Origin of the sequence: Mesobacillus sp. S13 (assembly GCF_020422885.1) — a bacterium.
GTDB classification, from domain to species: domain Bacteria; phylum Bacillota; class Bacilli; order Bacillales; family Cytobacillaceae; genus Mesobacillus; species Mesobacillus selenatarsenatis_A.
Map to the genome: position 1 here is coordinate 949,379 of NZ_CP084622.1, position 19,876 is coordinate 969,254.

General features: G+C 45.2%; 14 protein-coding genes and 1 riboswitch. Of the genes, 11 read left to right on the forward strand and 3 right to left on the reverse strand.

What is annotated here, in order from left to right:
- Positions 1-108 precede the first annotated feature (108 nt).
- From LGO15_RS04830 to LGO15_RS04870, 9 genes are all read left to right on the forward strand, one after another.
- Positions 109-2,166 (forward strand): efflux RND transporter permease subunit, encoded by a 2,058-nt coding sequence (locus tag LGO15_RS04830; protein WP_226086945.1) that lies wholly within the window; start codon positions 109-111, stop codon positions 2,164-2,166.
- Complete coding sequence (locus LGO15_RS04835; RefSeq protein ID WP_318999823.1) at positions 2,163-3,956, forward strand: YhgE/Pip domain-containing protein; 1,794 nt, start codon at positions 2,163-2,165, stop codon at positions 3,954-3,956. Before LGO15_RS04830 ends, LGO15_RS04835 begins: the two co-directional genes overlap by 4 nt.
- Before the next feature lie 176 nt (positions 3,957-4,132).
- The gene (locus LGO15_RS04840; protein ID WP_167833288.1) at positions 4,133-4,636 is read left to right on the forward strand and encodes a ferritin; all 504 of its coding nucleotides are present in this window, start codon (positions 4,133-4,135) and stop codon (positions 4,634-4,636) included.
- A 185-nt stretch (positions 4,637-4,821) separates the two neighbouring features.
- Positions 4,822-5,205 carry a hypothetical protein gene (locus LGO15_RS04845; RefSeq protein WP_167833289.1) on the forward strand — a complete coding sequence of 128 codons (384 nt, stop codon included), beginning with the start codon at positions 4,822-4,824 and terminating at the stop codon, positions 5,203-5,205.
- Between the two features lie 152 nt (positions 5,206-5,357).
- A complete protein-coding gene (locus LGO15_RS04850) occupies positions 5,358-7,427 on the forward strand; it encodes a catalase (RefSeq protein ID WP_226086946.1) in 2,070 nt (689 codons plus the stop codon).
- 67 nt (positions 7,428-7,494) lie between these two features.
- Positions 7,495-8,124 carry an NAD(P)H-binding protein gene (locus LGO15_RS04855; RefSeq protein WP_226086947.1) on the forward strand — a complete coding sequence of 210 codons (630 nt, stop codon included), beginning with the start codon at positions 7,495-7,497 and terminating at the stop codon, positions 8,122-8,124.
- A gap of 15 nt (positions 8,125-8,139) precedes the next feature.
- Positions 8,140-9,756, forward strand: coding sequence for an FMN-binding glutamate synthase family protein (locus LGO15_RS04860; protein ID WP_226086948.1), 1,617 nt, complete (start codon positions 8,140-8,142; stop codon positions 9,754-9,756).
- A 105-nt stretch (positions 9,757-9,861) separates the two neighbouring features.
- Entirely contained in the window at positions 9,862-10,521 is a 660-nt protein-coding gene (locus LGO15_RS04865) for an oxidoreductase (RefSeq protein ID WP_226087820.1), read from the forward strand.
- 63 nt (positions 10,522-10,584) lie between these two features.
- On the forward strand, positions 10,585-11,661 hold the full coding sequence (locus tag LGO15_RS04870; RefSeq protein WP_226086949.1) for an MBL fold metallo-hydrolase: 1,077 nt from the start codon (positions 10,585-10,587) through the stop codon (positions 11,659-11,661).
- Positions 11,662-11,705: 44 nt separating this feature from the next.
- Here the strand turns inward: LGO15_RS04870 and LGO15_RS04875 are convergent, their stop codons facing one another.
- Entirely contained in the window at positions 11,706-14,765 is a 3,060-nt protein-coding gene (locus tag LGO15_RS04875) for an efflux RND transporter permease subunit (RefSeq protein WP_226086950.1), read from the reverse strand.
- 318 nt (positions 14,766-15,083) lie between these two features.
- On the opposite strand from LGO15_RS04875, the gene LGO15_RS04880 reads away from it, so the two are divergent.
- The gene (locus LGO15_RS04880; protein WP_167833296.1) at positions 15,084-15,842 is read left to right on the forward strand and encodes a 2-phosphosulfolactate phosphatase; all 759 of its coding nucleotides are present in this window, start codon (positions 15,084-15,086) and stop codon (positions 15,840-15,842) included.
- A gap of 88 nt (positions 15,843-15,930) precedes the next feature.
- Here the strand turns inward: LGO15_RS04880 and LGO15_RS04885 are convergent, their stop codons facing one another.
- Both LGO15_RS04885 and LGO15_RS04890 read right to left on the reverse strand, forming a co-directional pair.
- The gene (locus LGO15_RS04885) at positions 15,931-17,349 is read right to left on the reverse strand and encodes a glycoside hydrolase family 18 protein (RefSeq protein ID WP_226086951.1); all 1,419 of its coding nucleotides are present in this window, start codon (positions 17,347-17,349) and stop codon (positions 15,931-15,933) included.
- Positions 17,350-18,292: 943 nt separating this feature from the next.
- Positions 18,293-18,778, reverse strand: coding sequence for a QueT transporter family protein (locus LGO15_RS04890; RefSeq protein WP_167833298.1), 486 nt, complete (start codon positions 18,776-18,778; stop codon positions 18,293-18,295).
- Positions 18,779-18,784: 6 nt separating this feature from the next.
- Positions 18,785-18,829, reverse strand: a riboswitch (PreQ1 riboswitch).
- A gap of 182 nt (positions 18,830-19,011) precedes the next feature.
- On the opposite strand from LGO15_RS04890, the gene LGO15_RS04895 reads away from it, so the two are divergent.
- Complete coding sequence (locus LGO15_RS04895) at positions 19,012-19,857, forward strand: pirin family protein (RefSeq protein WP_226086952.1); 846 nt, start codon at positions 19,012-19,014, stop codon at positions 19,855-19,857.
- The last annotated feature ends 19 nt before the right edge of the window (positions 19,858-19,876 follow it).

The following is a 19,876-nucleotide window of genomic DNA, read 5'->3' on the forward strand; positions in this document are numbered from 1 at the left end:
TCTGTGTTGTTTATTGCACGTTATGTGCCCAACTGTTTGTTGAATAGACAACACGGTGTTTATATAATGATAAAGTGAAAGAGCAAAAGACTCAAGTGAGGTTGAAGAATGATAAGCATTGCTGAAAAAGTCATAAAACATAAGAAAGCTGTTGTAATAGCATTCGTTCTATTTACGTTAATATCGGCGGTGGCGCAATTTTTTGTGTCGGTCAATTATAATATGGTGGATTATTTGCCTGAAGATGCCCAGTCAACAAGGGCAATGGAAATCATGGAAAAGGAGTTCACTGCTGAGGTACCTGATACGAGAGTGATGGTAAGGGATATCTCCTTGCAGGAAGCGCTGCGGATTAAAGAGGAATTGTCGGACATTGATGGTGTCGGCGACGTCATTTGGCTTGATGATGTGGTGGATTTGAAGACACCTCTCGAAATGGCAGATCAAGAGACAGTCGAAAACTACTACAAAGATGGAAATGCGCTGTTCTCCATCAGTGTCCGCTCTGGTGATGAGGTTCCAATCACTGATGCAATTTATGACTTGATTGGTGAAGACGGAGCGATTGCGGGAGAAGCCATCAATACCGCTTCTTCGCAAAAAATGGCAGGGACAGAATCGATGTACGCCGCGATCCTGCTTGTACCGATCATCATTTTTATTTTGGTGATCTCGACTACATCGTGGGTCGAGCCTTTATTCTTCCTGACGGCTATCGGGGTCTCGGTCCTGATCAACCTGGGGACGAATATTTTTATCGGTGAGGTTTCCTTCGTTACCCAGTCGGTCGCTCCGATTTTGCAACTGGCGGTTTCACTCGACTATGCGGTATTTCTGCTTCATAGTTTTTCTGATTATCGGAAGCAGACTAATAATCCTGAAGAAGCCATGGTTCTTGCGATGAAGAAGTCGTTCCCGGCGATTACTGCCAGTGCAGCGACAACATTCTTTGGATTCATCGCTCTGACATTCATGAAATTTGAAATAGGCTCCGATCTTGGTATCAATTTGGTAAAAGGAATCGTTCTGAGCTTTATCAGTGTCATGGTGTTTTTACCGGCGCTTACTTTACTTTTGTATAAATGGATGGACAAGACGCAGCACAGAAACTTTGTTCCAAGCTTTGCCGGAATCGGCAATTTTGTGATCAAACTAAAATTGCCAAGCCTGCTGCTTGTTCTCGCTATTCTTGTTCCAAGCTTTTTGGCACAGAGCAATACAGCATTTACGTACGGACTCGGTGAACAGCCGGAAACAACCCGTGCCGGCAGTGATTTTATCGAAATAAAAGAAGCATTTGGAGAAACGACTCCCATCGTCCTTTTGGTACCAAAAGGAGATACAGCAAAGGAAACAGAGCTTGTCCAGGAGCTCGAAAATCTGGATTATGTAACGAGCGTTATTGCCTATGTGAATATGGTAGGTTCCGTCATTCCGCCTGAGTACCTGGATGAGTCGATCACGAACGAATTCTATTCGAAAAATTACAGCCGGATCATCATCAATACCAATCAGGGAACGGAAGGTGATCTTCCTTTTTCGATTGTCGAAAAGGTAGAATCGGCGGCTGCAAATTATTATGGTGACAAGGCAATGAGCCTGGGAGAAAGCGTAACACTGTATGATATCAAGAATGTCGTCAATAAGGATAATCTTGTCGTGAACGTGCTGACAGTCGTGACGATTGCGATTGTCCTGCTGGCAACTTTTAAATCGATCTCGATACCGCTAGTATTATTGATCACGATTCAGTCAGCTGTCTGGATCAATCTGTCGATTCCGTACTTTACAAGTTCTTCGCTGGTCTTTGTCGGATATTTAATTATCAGCACTGTACAGCTGGCGGCCACAGTGGACTATGCGATTTTGCTGACGGAGGCTTACCAGCATAACCGCCAGGAAATGTCCGCCAAAAGAGCAATCGTGAAGACATTGGATGAAAAGACATTCTCTATTTCCATATCTGCAGCGATTTTATCGAGTGTCGGATTTATTTTATGGTTGACGTCTTCCAATCCAATTGTCGGATCCATTGGCCTGTTATTGGGCAGGGGCGCATTGCTTGCCTTTGTGATGGTTGTGTTCTTGTTGCCGGCAATGCTGCTTGTATTCGATAAATTCATTAATAAGACGACCTATAAAGCAAATTTTTACGAGGAGAAATGATGATGAGAAAAAACAAAATAATTCCCGTTGCTCTTGCATCGATAATCATCTTGCCTTCATTTCTTAGTCATGGGGCAGCGGCTGAAACGGCAGGGAAAATCACTTCCAAGGATGAAGTCGTATACGCGACATTGAAATCCAATGGAGATCTTGATGATATTTTTGTCGTCAATACATTGGAGGTGGCGAAGGCTGGGAAAATTCTTGACTATGGGTTGTACAGCAGCGTGAAAAATCTGACCGACCTTTCTGAACTTGACCAAAAAGGGCAGGCTGTCACGATCAATGCACCTGAAGGTAAGTTTTATTATCAGGGTAATATGGAAGACAACACGGAGCTTCCATGGGATATTGAGATTTCCTATTTGCTTGATGGACGTGAGGTTGAAGCGTCTGAGCTTGCCGGAAAAGAAGGGAATGTGGAAATAAAGATCCAGACTGCTGCCAATGAAAAAGCAGATAGCGTGTATTTTGAGAACTACTTATTGCAAATTTCCCTGCAGCTCTCGAATAGCTATCAGAATATCGAAGCTGAGGGCGGCATGGTTGCGAATGCCGGAAAGAACAAACAAATTACATTCACTGTCATGCCTGGCCAGGAGGAAGAATTCACTGTTGAGGCAGAAGTAGAGAATTTTGAGTTCACCGGTGTTGATATTGCAGCTGTTCCGTCGACCCTGCCGATTGATACTTCAGAAATGGAGAGCATGACCGACGATATGTCGGCATTATCAGACGCAATCAAGGGATTGAATGATGGAGTAGCCGATCTGAAGAGCGGTGTTTCGCAATTGAACAATGGAGCAGCAAGCCTGCGTGATGGTTCGGCAAAATATAAAAACGGCGTGACGGAGCTGAATGGTTCGTCCTCACAAATAGTTGGCGCATCCAGTTCCATTGGCGATGCATTGAAACAAATCAGCACCTCACTTTCCGGTGATTCTGCCCAAATGGACGTGGCGAGCTTGAGTGAATTGCCAGCGGTCCTGACCCAATTAGCCAGTGGCATGAATCAAGCAGCCGATGGATTGACAACTTTGCGTGAAAATTACGCAAAGGCCTACGGTGCCCTTGATGGAGCAATTAAAGGGATTCCCGCTCATGAAGTTTCAGAGAAAGAGATAGAAGCATTATACAGCAGCGGCGCGGATGCGAGTGTGGTCAATAAACTGGTGGAATCCTATGCAGCTGCCCAAAAAGTCAAAGGTACTTATTCACAGGTACAGGAAGCTTTTGCTGCCGTGGATCCATCACTTAAGCAGGTCAGCGGTTCGGTAACTGAAATGAGCTCGGGGCTTACAGCGATAGCTGATGAACTGTCTGCCTCCCTTAAGGATATGGATATGAGCGGATTGGAACAGCTCCAGAAAGGGCTCACTGAATTGTCCTCGAAATACGGAGAATTCCATTCCGGTCTTGTTGGTTATACAGGAGGAGTGAGCAAGCTGGCGGCTTCCTATAACCAGCTGCATTCGGGAATTGCTAGTCTGGCAGATGGCACAGGCGAATTGAATGATGGAGTAGAACAACTCCACAACGGAACAAGCGAGCTGCATCAGGAAACAAAAAATCTTCCTGAACAAATGAAACAGGAAATCAATGAGATGATTAAGGAGTATGACAAATCGGACTTCGAGCCAGTTTCCTTTGTGTCAACGAAGAACGAGAAAGTCACTTCTGTACAATTCGTGATCAAAACAGAGGCAATTGAAAAAGAAGAGCCAGAAGAGAAAAAAGCAAAACCTGAGAAAAAGAAAGGGTTTTGGGATCTTTTGATGGAGTTATTTTAATAGATGGAGGACAGTTCTTGAGGCTTTAGCGTTTGCTCTCGAGCTGTCCTTTTTCATTGCTGCACTTTGGATAAACATGGTTTTATGGAGCACGAAAGGGTAAAATTCAATTGAGAAGGCAAAATAACTATGTTAGCGTAAAAAGAAAAGGCTGCAGAGACTGAGGAGGAATTACAATGATCAGCGATAAGTTGGTTAATGGTTTGGTTGAACAAATGAATTATGAATTTTATTCTGCTCATGCGTACATGGCAATGGCTGCGTATTGCTCAGCTGAAAATCTAGATGGATTTGCGAATTTCTTTATGGTACAAGCTGAAGAAGAACGATTCCATGCAATGAAGTTTTACAATTTTATCAATGATATGGGTGAGCGAGTGACTTTCGATGGCTTCAATGCCCCATCAAACGAGTTCGAGTCTGTCCTTGATGTTTTTGAAAAAGGGCTTGGGCACGAAAAGGAAGTTACACGCCGCATTTACAAACTTGCGGATATTGCGCTGGATGAGCGTGAACATGCGACGATGACTTTCCTGAAATGGTTCATTGAAGAACAGGTTGAAGAAGAAGCCCTGTTCGACAGCTTGATCCAGAAGCTGCGCCGGATTGACCAGGACAGCAACGCATTTTTCATGCTCGAAAACGAACTCGCACAGCGTTCATTCACAGCACCAGAGTGAAAATAAAGGGTTATCGCAGGATTCCATGCCGGAATCCTGTTTTTTTTGTGCTTGCCTATTTGATGAATTTGTACTCTACCTAATGAGGAATATTGCCAATTCCATCCAAAATAGCCTGAAAACTTTTTTAGCTTGATAAATAGGGTAAAGAGAGGATAAGAGAATCTTACAATAAGGAGGATCTTATGAAGAAACTACTGATATCTTTAGCAGCGGCTGGAATCCTTGCTGGATGCAGCGCTGATGACAGTGAAATCGGCCAGGAGGGTCCGCCGGATACGGAAGTGAAGACAGAAGAAGATCCAGTTACAACGGATTACCTGCAGGAGAGATTCTATGAAGGAATGGATTATGATGCATATGCGGTTGAAGTTCAGTCCTGGGTTGATAAAGGGCAGGCGACAGTTGCTGATACCGTAGAACCTGATGGGCAAAATAATGTGACTGCAGATATTATCCAGGTAGCTGATGGATTCCTGGCAGTTGCCAACGATGGCAAAGAAGTTACCTTCATTAAACCTTTTGCCTCTCCAGAAGAAGCGAAGGAATACTTGAATGAAAACTTATAAAAACCAAGCCCGCTAACTTATCGTTTAGCGGGCTTTCGCTTGTGGTATACGTCCATATAGGAGCATGGTGTCTAGCAGCACGATAAAAAGGCAGCTTAAGAGGAATTACATAATAGTCCACATGCCCCCATCTCGAACGGGAGGAATAATCGATGAAAAATGACGAGAAGAATCATTCTATGAACGAGAAGAATCAGCAGCTTGAGCAATTCAGGTCTGGACATAATGGTGAAGCAATGACGACTAACCAGGGACTGCGTGTTTCTGAAGATGAGCATTCATTGAAGGCGGGAACCCGCGGTCCGACATTGATGGAGGATTTCCATTTCCGTGAAAAGATGACTCATTTTGATCATGAGCGTATTCCGGAGCGTGTGGTGCATGCCAGGGGGTTTGCGGCTCATGGATATTTTCAGGCATACGAGCCAATGGCTGAATATACGAAAGCAGGGTTCCTGCAGGATCCATCCAAAAAGACTCCCGTTTTTGTGCGCTTTTCAACGGTAGCCGGTTCACGGGGATCAGGTGATACCGTCCGTGATGTCCGCGGTTTTTCGACGAAATTTTATACAGAAGAAGGCAATTACGACCTTGTTGGAAATAACATCCCTGTTTTCTTCATCCAGGATGCAATCAAATTCCCGGACTTGATTCATGCGGTCAAGCCGGAGCCTCATAATGAAATACCTCAGGCCCAGTCGGCTCATGATACATTCTGGGATTTCATTGCCAATAACACTGAGTCGGCGCATATGATCATGTGGCATATCTCAGACCGTGCCATTCCACGCAGTTTCCGGATGATGGAAGGATTCGGAGTCCATACATTCAGGTTTGTGAACGAGCAGGGCAAGGCCCGGTTTGTAAAATTCCATTGGAAACCGGTACTGGGTGTTCATTCGTTAGTTTGGGATGAAGCTCAAAAGCTTGCCGGAAAAGATCCGGATTTCCACCGCCGAGATTTATTTGATGCAATCGAGATGGGGAATTATCCAGAGTACGAGCTTGGTGTCCAGATGATTGACGAAGAAGATGAATTCAAGTTCGATTTCGATGTATTGGATCCTACCAAGATCTGGCCGGAGGAATTGGTGCCAGTCAAGATCACCGGAAAAATGACGCTGGACCAGAATGTGACTAATTACTTTGCAGAAACTGAGCAAGTTGCCTTCCATCCGGGACATGTCGTTCCAGGAATTGATTTTTCAAATGACCCGCTCCTTCAAGGGCGTTTGTTCTCTTATACGGACACTCAGCTATCTCGTCTCGGCGGCCCGAACTTCCACGAGATCCCAATCAACAGGCCGGTTTGCCCGTTCCATAACAACCAGCGTGATGGCATGCACCGGATGACGATTGACCGCGGGCAGGTCGCTTATCACAAAAATTCGCTGCAAAGCAATGATCCTGAGCCGTCACCTGTGAGCGAAGGAGGATATGAACATCACCAGGAAAAAGTCGAGGGACGAAAGGTCCAGGCACGCAGTGACAGCTTCAAGGACCATTATTCCCAAGCGACTCTCTTCTGGAACAGCATGTCCGATGTGGAAAAGCAGCATATGATCGAAGCATTCAGTTTTGAGCTTGGAAAAGTGAAAAGCAAGGATGTGCAGCAGCAGGTGGTTGAGATGCTTGGAAATATTGATACATTCCTGGCTGAACAGGTAGCTGAAAGTCTAGGCGCTAAGAAGCCGACAAGCAAACCAGCAGAAGTGAACATGACTTCTCCGGTATTGAGCCAGATGAATACAGCAAAGCTGCCGAATACAAGAAAGGTTGCAATCCTAGCTGATCATGGCTTTAACGGAGCTGAAGTCTCTGGATTGATGGAGATGCTGAAAAAGAGCGGCATTACGGCAGAAATCGTCAGCAAGCAGCTTGGGATGATCAAGGGTGATGATGGCACGGAACTTGAAGTACAGCATACGCTGCTGACTGGCAGCTCTGTTTTATTTGATGCACTGCATGTTGCCGGCGGCCAGCAAAGTGTTGACAGTCTGAAGCAAAAAAAGGAAGCAGTCTACTTTGTTGATGAGGCTTACAGCCATTTGAAAGCAGTCGGTGCGGGAAAAGAAGCAGCTGAATTATTGGCTGCAGCAGGCATAGGCCATGAAGACGCAGCTGGTGTTGTCATTTTTGCAAACACCAATGATACGTCAGGAGACAGCCAGAAGTTCATTGATGCAATTGCCGAACATCGACACTGGAACCGGATGATGTAATTTCCAAGTGATTCAAAAAGAGAAACGGATATAATCTGTTTCTCTTTTTTACAAAGGAGGGAATGTAATGAAGGTAATCGTGATTGGTGCACATAGCAGCGTCGGGGAGTTTGTTGTCAGCAAGCTGATGGAAAATGGGTATATATCCTGCGCAGTCATCAGCGATGAGAATCAAATGGATTTGATGAAAAAAAGAGGAGCTACAGAGGTAGTTCTATATGAAGAGAGGATCTTGCCGACATTATTCAATGGGTATGATGCCGCCATATATCTGACTGGCGTCAATCCAAAGGCCAAAACTGGCCGGACTGTAATGATTGATCATGAGTCGGTCATCGAGACGGTGAAGGAAGCAGAGAAGCAGGGTGTGAAACGTTTTGTGATGATGAGCGCCATCATGGCCAATGAAGCGGCAGGGGATGACAGCCGGGAGATCGGCGCGAAAGAGATGCCAGATGAGTTGCTGCGGCAATCCAATTTGACATATACCATCGTGCAGCCGGGAGCTTTTACAGACAAACCTGGCAATGGAAAAATATCTGCGGCTGAAACACTGGATTCAAACGAGCTTGAAATTTCACACGAGGACATCGCGGAGGTATTGGTCATGTCGCTCGAAACCGAGGCAGCTTTTAACAAGACTTTTGAAGTGGCAGAAGGAGATACAGTCATCACAAAAGCTTTATCTTCATTATAGGAAAGGAGGATTTTAATGGGTTTGACGGATTATCTAGTGATCGGCTTGTTTATTTTCATAGCATTGCTTATCCTGGTGCCGGTCTTTCTATTTATCTATTTATATTTTAAAGATGATCACCAGCAGCAACATTCAATTTTAAGGAATTTCCCCGTGCTTGGAAAGGTTCGCTATTTCACTGAACATATTGGTCCAGAGCTAAGACAATATTTATTCAATGGTGATAATGAGGGTAAGCCTTTTTCGCGCAAGGAATACCAGGATGTCGTTAAGGCAGGCAAGTATAAGGAAAGATTAATAGGTTTTGGATCATTAAAGGATTTTGAGGCAGAGGGCTTTTACATCAGGAATACACTTTTTCCTAAATTGACTGATGAAATGAAGGTCGATAATGCAGACAAAATTAAAACAAGAGTTTATAAGATTGATGGCGAGGGCCTTTTTACAAGGAAAGAACATAACGAGGAAAAATTGGCTGATCCTTATTATTTGCAGGATGATGACGCCGTAGTGCTCGGGGAGAAAAATTGCCGCTATCCTTTCAGGGTGAAGGGGCAGGTGGGGCAGTCGGCAATGAGCTATGGAGCGCTTGGGGAAAAAGCGATCCAGGCATTGTCGAAGGGCCTTGGGCTTGCAGGCGGAACATGGATGAATTCAGGAGAAGGCGGGTTATCTGACCATCACCTTGCCGGAAACCCAGATATCATCATGCAAATCGGACCGGACCTCTTTGGCGTCCGGAAACCGAACGGTGAATTTTCATGGGAAGAGTTCAAGAAGAAAAGTGAAATGCCTCAGGTAAAAGCATTTGAAATCAAGCTGGCGCAGGGAGCGAAGACACGCGGCGGCCATGTTGAAGGAGAAAAGGTCACTGAGGAAATCGCTAAGATCCGCCTTGTCGAAGTCGGAAAGACAATTAACAGTCCGAACAGATTTTATGAGTTCAGCGATGTCCCTTCCATGTTTGATTGGATTGAGGAATTGCGTTCGGTGGGCGGAAAGCCAGTGGGAATCAAGATTGTCGTCGGAGATATGGACGCGCTTGAAAATATGATTTCCTACATGAAGGAAAGTGGGAAAGGCCCGGATTTCATCACAGTGGATGGCGGAGAAGGCGGCACTGGGGCAACCTACCAAGAGCTGGCAGACACGGTTGGCCTTCCTATCAACTCAGCGCTTCCTGTTGTGGATGAAATGCTTCGCCAATATGGAATCAGAGACAGAGTGAAGCTGATTGCATCAGGAAAACTGATCACTCCTGATAAAATCGCCATCGCCCTGGCAATGGGAGCGGACCTTGTGAATATAGCCCGCGGCATGATGATCAGTGTTGGCTGTATCATGGCCCAAGTATGCCATACGAATACTTGCCCTGCGGGTGTGGCGACCACAGACCAAAAGCTCCAGGATGGCCTGGTTGTGGATGAGAAAATGTACCGGGTCGCCAATTATATTATCTCCTTGCGGGAAGGCCTTTATAATCTGGCGGCGGCCGCAGGCCTGGACAGCCCAACACAATTTGAAAGGAAGCATATTGTCCATAAAGACGAGCTTGGCCGAGTATCTCCCGTAGAAGATTTGATCATCGCAGCAAGAAGGGCTCAATCACAAAAAGAAAGAAAGATAGATTAGGATCAAGCAGCCAGTCCAATTGTGGGCTGGCTGTTTTACGGTTAAAATATTCTTATCAGCAAAATTTGAAAGTATCACGGTATGAATTAGGGGGTTACTTGCTTGGTGGGTAAAACAGCTTTAATTGCCGGTGCGACCGGTTTGATTGGGAAAGAACTATTGCAGTTTCTATTGAATGGTAATGAATACGATAAAGTAGTAGCGATAGTGAGAAGGTCGGTTGAGATTAATCACCCTAAACTCGAAGAAAGAGTTGTTGATTTTGATCAATTGGATCAATATAACGAGCTTTTTGCCGTTGATGATGTCTTCTGCGCCATGGGTACAACAATCAAGAAGGCGAAGACAAAGGAAGCAATGTGGAAAATAGATGTCGATTATCCAGTGGCGATTGCCAGATTGGCCAGTTCACACGGAGCAAAGAAATTTTTACTCGTCAGTTCGATGAATGCCAATCCTGAATCACCGATCTTCTATTCGAAAATGAAAGGGAGGCTTGAAGAAGAAACCAAAAAAATTCCATTTGAGACAACGGCAATCTTCCGTCCATCTTTGTTATTGGGGGAGCGGGATGAATTCAGGCTGGGCGAAAGAAGTGCTGCTGCCATTTTTACAAAAGTCCCATTCCTGTTTGCTGGCCCGTTCAGGAAATACAAAGCCATCGAAGGCAGGACGGTAGCATCCGCCATGTATCAAGTAGCCCAAAAGGATGCACAAGGACTGACTGTATACCCTTCTGAAGAAATCCATGATATTGGCCAATGATCAAACAACTCTTGTGAGGTATATATAATGTTAAATCTATTCATATTCTTGGTGTTATTTTTAATGGCAGTATATGCAGTCCTGAATTACTATCCGGCTTTTGGCGGAAAGCATACAGATAAAAGAAAATCTTTATATGCAAAGTCTCTGCAATATCGAAACGGCAGGTTCGTCAATCAGGTTGAAACTTCATGGAATACAAGTTTTAGTTCGATGATTTCAATGATGAAGGATTTTTTAAAAGGCAATCCAGAGAGAAGGCCGAAAGTCCCGCTTCAGATGACTTCATATGCACCTGGTACAGAAAAAGGGCCAGCTGCAAAAATAACCTGGTTTGGGCATTCAGCCTTCCTGCTTGAAATAGAAGGCAAGACGATTTTATTCGATCCGATGTTCGGAAAAGCACCGACTCCGTTCCCGGTAAGAAACCAGCGGTACAGCAGGGAACTGCCATTTAAGATAGAGGAACTTCCGGTCATAGATGCCGTTGTGCTTTCACACGATCATTACGACCATCTTGATTATGGTTCAATCATGAAACTGAAAAACAAGGTAAAGAACTTTATCGCTCCACTCGGAGTAGGGGCACATTTGCAGCGTTGGGGAATTGCTCCTGAAATAATCCAGGAGCATGACTGGTGGGATGAATTACCCTTTGAAGGGCTTGAGCTAGTCTGTGCTCCTGCCCGCCATTTTTCTGGCCGAAGCCTTACTGATAGGAATGCCACTCTTTGGTGCTCCTGGGTCATCAAGGGACAGGATATAAAAATCTTTTACAGTGGCGATGGCGGTTACGGTCCGCATTTTAAAGAGATTGGAGAAAAATATGGCCCGTTTGATTTGACATTGATGGAGTGCGGCCAGTACGACGCTCGCTGGGCAGCGCTTCATATGATGCCTGAAGAAACAGTTCAGGCACATCAGGACGTACGAGGAAGGCTGATGATACCTGTACACTGGGGAGCTTTCACCCTGTCTCTTCATGCATGGCATGATCCCGTAGAGAGGGCGGTCCGGTCAGCGGAAGAAGCAGGAGTCCAGATTGCAACACCGAGGATTGGGGAAACGTTCGTGGTTGGACTTGATGATTATCCAGCATCAGCCTGGTGGCATAGGATTGAAATGACAGAGCAGAACTAAAAAAGAGGCAAAACGATGTATGATTCGTTTTGCCTCTTTTATATTTAGCTCAATGCCTCAGGAACTGGAGTGATCGTATCCTTTCTTTTCTTGGCTTTCCTGCGGAACCAGCTTCTTTTCTCAGCACTTCTTGTGAAGATGCGGTAAACGGCTGGGGTCAGCAGCAGGGTGATAAGGGTTGCGAAGCTCAGACCGGCGATAATGGCAGTAGCCATTGGTGCCTGGTAGTTGCCTGATCCTCCTGTAGCCAATGCAAGTGGAAGCATGCCGCCCACTGTTGTCAGTGTTGTCATCAAGATTGGGCGGATGCGGTTTTTCCCTGCTTCAACGAGTGCTTCCTGGACAGTGTAGCCTTCGTTGCGCAGCTGATTCGTGCGGTCGATCAACAAAATCGCGTTATTCAAGACGATCCCGATCAGCATGATGATGCCCATTCCGGACATGATGCTTAGTTCCTGCTGCGTCAGGAATAATCCAAGAATGACACCGACGATGGTCATCGGAATGACGGACATGACGATCAACGGGTGCCCCAGATGGTTGAACTGGACGGCCATGACCAGGTAGACAAGGAAGATGGAAATCGCCAGAATCAGAACCATATCCTGAACCATTTCCTGCTGCTGCTCAAGATCCCCTGCAGGTGCGATGCTATAGCCTTCTGGTACGTCATAGCTGTCCATCAGTTTCTGGACTTCACGGTTGATGGTGCCCAGGTCTTTTCCTTCAATATCTGCCGAGATGGAAATATATCGTTCTCCATCCTTGTGCGAGATTTCGTTCGGGTTTTCAACGCTCTTCAAGGAAATGAACTCAGATAGCTGCTTCTCACCTGAAGGAGTTGGAACTTTCAGGTCAAGCAAAGCGGATTTGGTGTTCATCTCTTCATCCCACTTCACTTTTAACGGAACGTTTTCTTCATTAATTTTCAGTTCACCCACAGGCATCTGTAAAAAGGCCTGCTCGATGAATTGCTTGATCTGCGGCTGTGATAATCCCGCTTCTTCAATTTCATTTTCTTTCAGCTGGACTACCTGTTCTACAGAAGTCCTTTCAATCGAGTTTTCGACCGCGACAATTCCTTCGATAGACTTAAGCTCTTCTATAAATCCATCAGCGATTGTGTTGAGTTCATCAAAGCTTTCACCTGAAATATTGACTTGGACAGGGGAACCGCCGCCTGCAGACATGGCTGCTGCCGCGCTTTTCAAAGGTACTTTCCCTTCAAGAGCTCGTAATGACTTAAGGATTTCTTCATTTACGTCTTTTTGTTCTCTTGTGATTTCATCGCCTTTTGTCATGTTGATGATCGTGTACAGCATATTGCCGTTATCCATTACATAGTTTGATTCAACATCTTGAATTTCATCTAATGCTTTGTTCATTTCACTTACGATTTCCTGTTTTTCATCCAGGCTTAGACCCGGTTCGACGGTGACCATGAGCTCAGCATAACGGTTCATCACGTCTGGCATGATGGTCATTGGAATCTTTGTTACCAGCATAAGCGATCCAACGAGTATCAGGAAGAACAGGCCGATGACAGCAAAGCTGTGGCGCTTTTTCTTGATGGTCCATGAAATCATCTTGCTGTATCCGCGCATAAGACGGCCTTCTTTATTCGTCTTTTCTTTCTTTTTCAGCTTCAAGAACTTCTCGGATAGAGAAGGAATCAGTGTGAATGAAACGATTACAGAGCTAATGAGTGTGATCGCGACGACTACGGAAAGGATGATCATGAAAGAGCCCATCTCACCGCCAAGCAGGCCGATTGGAGCGAACACGACAATTGTCGTCAGCATCGATGCCAATACAGCTGTAGCTACTTCCTTGGTTCCAGTAATGACTGCCTCAAGACTCTTTAAACCTAATTCTTTTTTACGGTAGATGGATTCAAGAATAACGATGGATGAATCGACCATCATCCCGATTCCGAGTCCAAGGCCAATAAGGGTAAGCATATTGAAGCTATATCCAAAAGCCCACATTGAAGCGAAAGTGAGCAGCACCGATGTTGGAATCGAAAGTCCGACGATCAATGTAGCACGGATATTTCTCAAAAACAGCATCAGGATCGCAACGGCAATAGCGGCACCAATGAGGATGTTATTGGTTACACCATCAATGGATTCCTTGACATAATCAGCCTGGGCGACCATTTCATTCAATTCAACGCCGCTGATCAAGCCTTCTTTTCGGATTTGTTTGATTTCCTCACGCACCGCTTCAGCCATCTCGATTTGAGTGGCATCGGCTACTCTGCCTACCTGGACAAAAATGAAATCCTTCGAGCCATTTTTCCAGACGAATGAGGAGCTTTCCAGTGGCTGTAGTTTTACGTCAGCAACCTTGGATAATTTGATAAAACCATTCGCTGCCGGGATTTGCATGTTTTTAACATTCTCAACCGATTTTAGCTGTGTATTCCATCTAAGGGAAGGGGAGTTTGTTTCGTTGTTCAGCTGACCCAGTGTTGCTTCATTGTTTGCCTGCTGGATTGCGCCAATCACCTGTGCTGCATCCAGCCCATTTTTTAATAGTTCGTCACGCTTCAGTTCAACAGTCACTTCTTTTTCCAGGCTGCCTGAAAGCAAAACATCATGCACTTCTGGAAGAGCCTCCAGCCTCGGTTCAAGTGTATTCTTAGCGAAGGCTGTCATTTTCTCCATGTCAGATCCAGAAACATCCATGAAAAAGTCGTAAGCCTGGCTGGTGCCGAATTGGCCGGTCATCACGTCTTTGACACCGCTCATGTCGGATGTCGTGGAATTCACCACTGACTCGACTTCCTTGAATACTTCCTCTCCACGGCCACGTTCAATCGTAAGCTGCATGGAACTTTTTCCGATGTTGCTGGTCGAAAGGACTTCTTCTATACCTTCAATGCCGAGGATCTTTTTTTCAAGCGGAGTAGTGATGGTTCTTTCCACTTCAATTGCCGGCATCTCCCCGGCATAGATTTCTACATAGGCACCATCCATCTTGATGGATGGAAAAAGTTCCTTATCCAGCTTCAAAACTGAAAAGCTGCCAATCAATAAAACTAATACGACCATCAAACTGACCAATATTTTTCTTTGAACAATAAATTTTAATAAACTCATAAAATCCTCCCCATTATTATCGTAAAATAGGATTGTAAAAAATTTCTAATTTATTCACCCAAAAACAGATTATACACATATTCATAGGAAAAAATAACTATTTTTGCGTATTTATTAGTATTTTTCCATATAAATACCTGTATCCTCTGGATAAATGAAGAAATTTTCCATGTCCTTTAAGATATTTCCATTTTATCCCTCGTTTTGGGATTTCATAATGAGCCAGAGACAGATTTTCATATAGGGCTCAAGACCGAGAAGGAATAGGCACATAAAACGAGAATATAATTTCGTAGAAAAAAATGTGAGGTGAATTTCATGTTCAACCAGGCTCCTTTTAAAGTGAAAATGGAATGGGGAAGAAGAGGGGCGAGGGAAGCAGCGGAACGAGGAGATATTGTCATCATTGTCGATGTACTAAGCTTTTCATCAACCGTTGTCGCTGCATTGAATGCAGGGGCAGTGATTTTTCCTTACCCTCCAAATCTCGATGGCAAAAAATATGCGAGCAGCATTGGGGCCCAATATATACTTGGCAGGGCAGAAGCAGCAAGGACGGGAAATCCGACCTTATCGCCGGTGACATTTAATGAGGAGCATGGCAACCAGAGTTATGTATTAACTTCACTCAATGGCGCCTATTGTTCATGGATTGCCTCCAAAGTGCCAGCGCTATTGATAGGGTCATTGCTCAATGCTTCTGCGGTTGCGGTGATTGCGGATAAACTGCAGAAGGAAACAGGAGCAGACATCACGGTCGTTCCATGCGGGGAACTATGGAATGATGCTCGTGAAGATGAAGATGGACTGAGGCCGTCAGTTGAGGATTACTTAGGTGCTGGCGCAATCCTTTCAGGTCTTGACGGCAGCAAATCCCCGGAAGCAGAGGTATGCGCCGGAGCTTTTATGGTTTCGGTCAATCGGTTGAAAGAACTGGTCTGGGATTCGGGCAGCGGACGTGAATTGCGCGAACGGGGATATGAGGATGATGTGAAGTATTGCTGCCAGCTGAATGTGACCGGCACTGTGCCAATGATGAAGGATGGAAGATTTATAGAAGGAAATGAAGATATCTGACCTGGTGCTAGTAAAGATGGAAAAATACTAATAGCCTTCTAGAGTCAGCTTCACTAGAAGGCCATTTGAACAGAGAGATTGATATCTTTTATTTTAACTTCTTAATATTGAAGTTATCCTCCAGCAGCGCCCAATTTTGCGGGAATGGGTACCCGAGCACCCAGTAGCTGACACCACGCAGATTGTATTGCTTGATCAAATCAAACTTTGCCTGGGCACTTCGGGCGTCTTCGAACCATACTTCGTGTTGCTGGCCCTGTTCATCGGTGTAGCGGAAATAAGGCGATGCGGCCACTGTATCGTATTGAATCGCAGCTCCGTACTTGATGGCGCGGCTGACAGCTTCCTGTGGACTGTATGTTTCAGCTTCCTGGCCCTGTATATGGGGAATGATCCAGTCCCTGGCATACAGCTGGAAGCCCATCAGAATTTTATTCCTTGGAATCGCTGTAACTGCATAATCAAGCACTCGGCGGATTTCGTTCAATGGTGAAACAGCCTGTGGTGAACCAAAGCGGTATCCCCATTCGTAGGTCATCAAAACGACGAAATCTGCTATCCTGCCATGTGCGGGATAATCATGTGCTTCGTATAATAGCCCTTTTTGGTCGGCCCTGACTTTCGGGGCAAGAGAAGTTGAAACGAAATAACCTTCTTTATGAAGCGTATCAACGGCTTCTTGCAGAAAAGTATTATAAAGCTCCCGATCAGCAGGAAGTACATTTTCAAAATCAATATTCAAGCCGCGGTACCCTTTTTCACGCATGACAGAAAGGATATTATTAAGGAGAGAGGCACGATGTGCTTCACTAGCCAGTACTTCATGGGCAATATTTTCTCCGGCTTCAGTGGCTGTGAAATTGGTTATCGACATCATTGGCAGTGCCCCTTTTGCGAGTCCTGTCTGGATAGCCTCAGTATCGTCCTTCATGTAAAGGACCAGCGACCCGTCAGGCTGGATGACATAGGCAAACGGGGCGATATAGGTCAACAGGTCGGCAACTTCCCCGACCAGTTCAATGGCCATTTCATCGGAATGGTAAGTGAAGGCATTCGATTCAATCGTTGGTTTCGGTTTTGGGATGATTAGGATCGTCCCTGGATATAGAAGGTTTGGATTTTGGATTTGATTGGCCTTGATGATCGCCTGTACGGTTATACCATAACGCTGGGAAATGTTCCAAAGAGTTTCACCGCGTTGGACGGTGTGGCGGGAAGCGGGTATGCGGAGTACGGTCCCGGGGTAGATGAGAGCAGGGTTGGCAATGGAATTCGCCCGAATGATGGCGTCTACAGTTGTTCCGTAACGCTGGGCAATCGACCATAATGCCTCACCGTATTGAACGGAATGGAATGCGTCATAAGATGGAATGAGCAAAGCCTGGCCCACAGCCAATTGATTAGGGTTTTCCAGGCCATTTATTTCACTGATTTGCGTTACACTCACCTGATATCTGTTTGAAATCTGCCACAGAGCTTCCCCTCTTTGTACAACATGAATGATCATAATGAACCCCCTCACGAAAAAGTCCTACAATATGCTATGAGATAAAAAGCCATTATATGTTGAAGGAGGACGTTTATTAATCTCATTATAAGAGTCAGTGTTAGCCAGGTTCAGACTAAATTGAAGAAGAGGCGGATTGAAATGTCTGAAGCAGGTGTGGGTTCGGACAAAATAGCAGCGGAAGCCGATTAGAATGTCTGAAGTTGGTGCGAGTTCGGACAAAATAGCAGCGGAAGCCGCTTGAAATGTCCGAAGCAGGTGCAAGTTCGGACAAATTCAGAGGAGAAGCCGGTTAGAATGTCCGAAGTAGGTGCGAGTTCGGACAAAATTAAAGCGGAAATCGGTTAGAATGTCTGAAGTAGATGCAAGTTCGGACAAAATAGCAGCGGAAGCCGCTTGAAATACCCGAAGTGGGTGCGAGTTCGGACAAAATAGCAGCGGAAGCCGCTTGAAATGTCTGAAGTAGATGCAAGTTCGGACAAAATAGCAGCGGGAGCCGCTTGAAATGTCCGAAGTAGGTGCGAGTTCGGACAAAATAGCAGCGGAAGCCGCTTGAAATGTCCGAAGTAGGTGCGAGTTCGGACAAAATCAGAGGAGAAGCCGATTAAAATGTCCGAAGCAGGTGTGAGTTCGGACAAAATTAAAGCGGAAGTCGTTTAGAATGTCCGAAGTGGGTGCAGGTTCGGACAAAATAGCAGCGGAAGCCGCTTGAAATGTACGAAGCAGGTGCAAGTTCGGACAAAATCAGAGGAGAAGCCGGTTAGAATGTCCGAAGTAGGTGCGAGTTCGGACAAAATAGCAGCGGAAGCCGCTTGAAATGTACGAAGTGGGTGCGAGTTCATACCAAAAACGGTTGAAGCTTAAGTCGATATCTAAAGAAAGACTCCAACTTTGAGGCAAAACAAAACGCATGGACTCTCTTCGTCCATGCGTTTGATTTATCTTAAACTAATTTTTCAAGGTTTATGCGTTTGTGAATCGCAAGCATTACAGGTATACCTACAGCCATAACCGTTAATTCACCTGCGGCTGTTGTCAGCCATGTGAACCAGAATGGCAATTGGAATGCCAGATTCAGCTCAATTGCAATCAGGAACATCGTGAATGTGAAGACCAATGTGTTCACAACCATGCGACCGATGATGCTCTTAATATATTTGGCTGTGAAAATCGCGATCAGCAAGGAGACCACAGACTGGCCAACTCCAAAGACGAGGTCATAGGCGACCATTGGTGAAAAGAGCAAATTGGTTAAAAACACACCCAATACGATTCCAAAAAAGTATTTCTTATTGAAAACGATCAAGTGGTTGAACATTTCCGACACGCGGAATTGTACATTAGTAAAGCCAAATGGCTGGATGACGGCAGAAACGGCAATATATAGAGCTGCAAGAATCCCGTTCCTCACAATCGTTCTAGTATTCATTTTTCATCTCTCCTAGTTTTTTTACGTGGGATGGTTACGAACCACGTTATTTAAAAGCCAATTTTATATTATATAGGATAAAAGACCTTCTCACAATATAATTTTCTTAGAATAATAGTTGGCGGGCAACCACAAGATCTCTCAATTTTAAGTATCTTTATTTTAAAATATAAAGTAGCATTGTTATAATTTGAGGATAGAAAAGTAAGCTGTACGAAAAAGGGGTTTTGAAAATGTTTATAAGAGATATCAAGAAGCATTGGACTGTTCAATATGAAGAAAGAGGGATGCCGCATGTCCAGGCAGGACTTGTGCTGAACCCACAAGACTGGAGGGAACTGGATCCTTTCATTTTAATGGCAGAGGACTGGTTTAAGCGCGGAACTTTCTCCGATCACCCGCACCGAGGCTTCCAGACGATTACGTATATCATTGATGGCAGGCTGGAGCACATTGACAACCATGGAGGTCACAGTATCCTGGAATCCGGTGACATCCAGTATATGAACGCCGGCAGCGGCGCACGGCATGCTGAAGAGGCAGTGGATAATGATATAGCACATACACTGCAGCTCTGGCTGAATCTGCCGAAGGAGCTGAAGGGCACTACCACTTCCTATCAAAATGTGTATTCCCAACAGGCACCGGTTGTCCAGTTCGAAGGCGGTATCTTAAAGGTGTACTCAGGAGAAACGGCTGGAGTAAAAGGGCCTCTCGAACCCTTGTTGCCTTATACCTTATCAGAAATTCAGCTGGCTGAGGATACCGAATTCACATACTCATTGCCTGAGTCACATAATGCATTCTTGTATGTTCTTTCAGGTGATATTGAGGCCGGTTCAAGCCGTACAAACCTTAAAAAGTCGGCTGCGGCAACATTGACTTTCAATGACGGAGGCGAGGGAACAAGCGAACTAAGCCTGAAAGCAAACCAGCGATCAAAGGTGTTGGTTTATTCAGGAAAGCCGATCAAAGAGGAAGTGGTTGCCTACGGGCCGTTCGTTATGAATTCGATGGATGAGATCCGCCAGGCTTATCGTGATTATCAGGAAGGAAAATTCGGAGAGGCAGCTGAATAACCGAAACTTTAAAAATTTC

Bases quoted from the DNA above. Each gene is read 5' to 3' on its own strand.
- LGO15_RS04830 (WP_226086945.1), top strand. From the start codon at position 109: ATGATAAGCATTGCTGAAAAAGTCATAAAACATAAGAAAGCTGTTGTA.
- LGO15_RS04835 (WP_318999823.1), top strand. From the start codon at position 2,163: ATGATGATGAGAAAAAACAAAATAATTCCCGTTGCTCTTGCATCGATA.
- LGO15_RS04840 (WP_167833288.1), top strand. From the start codon at position 4,133: ATGATCAGCGATAAGTTGGTTAATGGTTTGGTTGAACAAATGAATTAT.
- LGO15_RS04845 (WP_167833289.1), top strand. From the start codon at position 4,822: ATGAAGAAACTACTGATATCTTTAGCAGCGGCTGGAATCCTTGCTGGA.
- LGO15_RS04850 (WP_226086946.1), top strand. From the start codon at position 5,358: ATGAAAAATGACGAGAAGAATCATTCTATGAACGAGAAGAATCAGCAG.
- LGO15_RS04855 (WP_226086947.1), top strand. From the start codon at position 7,495: ATGAAGGTAATCGTGATTGGTGCACATAGCAGCGTCGGGGAGTTTGTT.
- LGO15_RS04860 (WP_226086948.1), top strand. From the start codon at position 8,140: ATGGGTTTGACGGATTATCTAGTGATCGGCTTGTTTATTTTCATAGCA.
- LGO15_RS04870 (WP_226086949.1), top strand. From the start codon at position 10,585: ATGGCAGTATATGCAGTCCTGAATTACTATCCGGCTTTTGGCGGAAAG.
- LGO15_RS04875 (WP_226086950.1), bottom strand. From the start codon at position 14,765: ATGAGTTTATTAAAATTTATTGTTCAAAGAAAAATATTGGTCAGTTTG.
- LGO15_RS04880 (WP_167833296.1), top strand. From the start codon at position 15,084: ATGTTCAACCAGGCTCCTTTTAAAGTGAAAATGGAATGGGGAAGAAGA.
- LGO15_RS04885 (WP_226086951.1), bottom strand. From the start codon at position 17,349: ATGATCATTCATGTTGTACAAAGAGGGGAAGCTCTGTGGCAGATTTCA.
- LGO15_RS04890 (WP_167833298.1), bottom strand. From the start codon at position 18,778: ATGAATACTAGAACGATTGTGAGGAACGGGATTCTTGCAGCTCTATAT.
- LGO15_RS04895 (WP_226086952.1), top strand. From the start codon at position 19,012: ATGTTTATAAGAGATATCAAGAAGCATTGGACTGTTCAATATGAAGAA.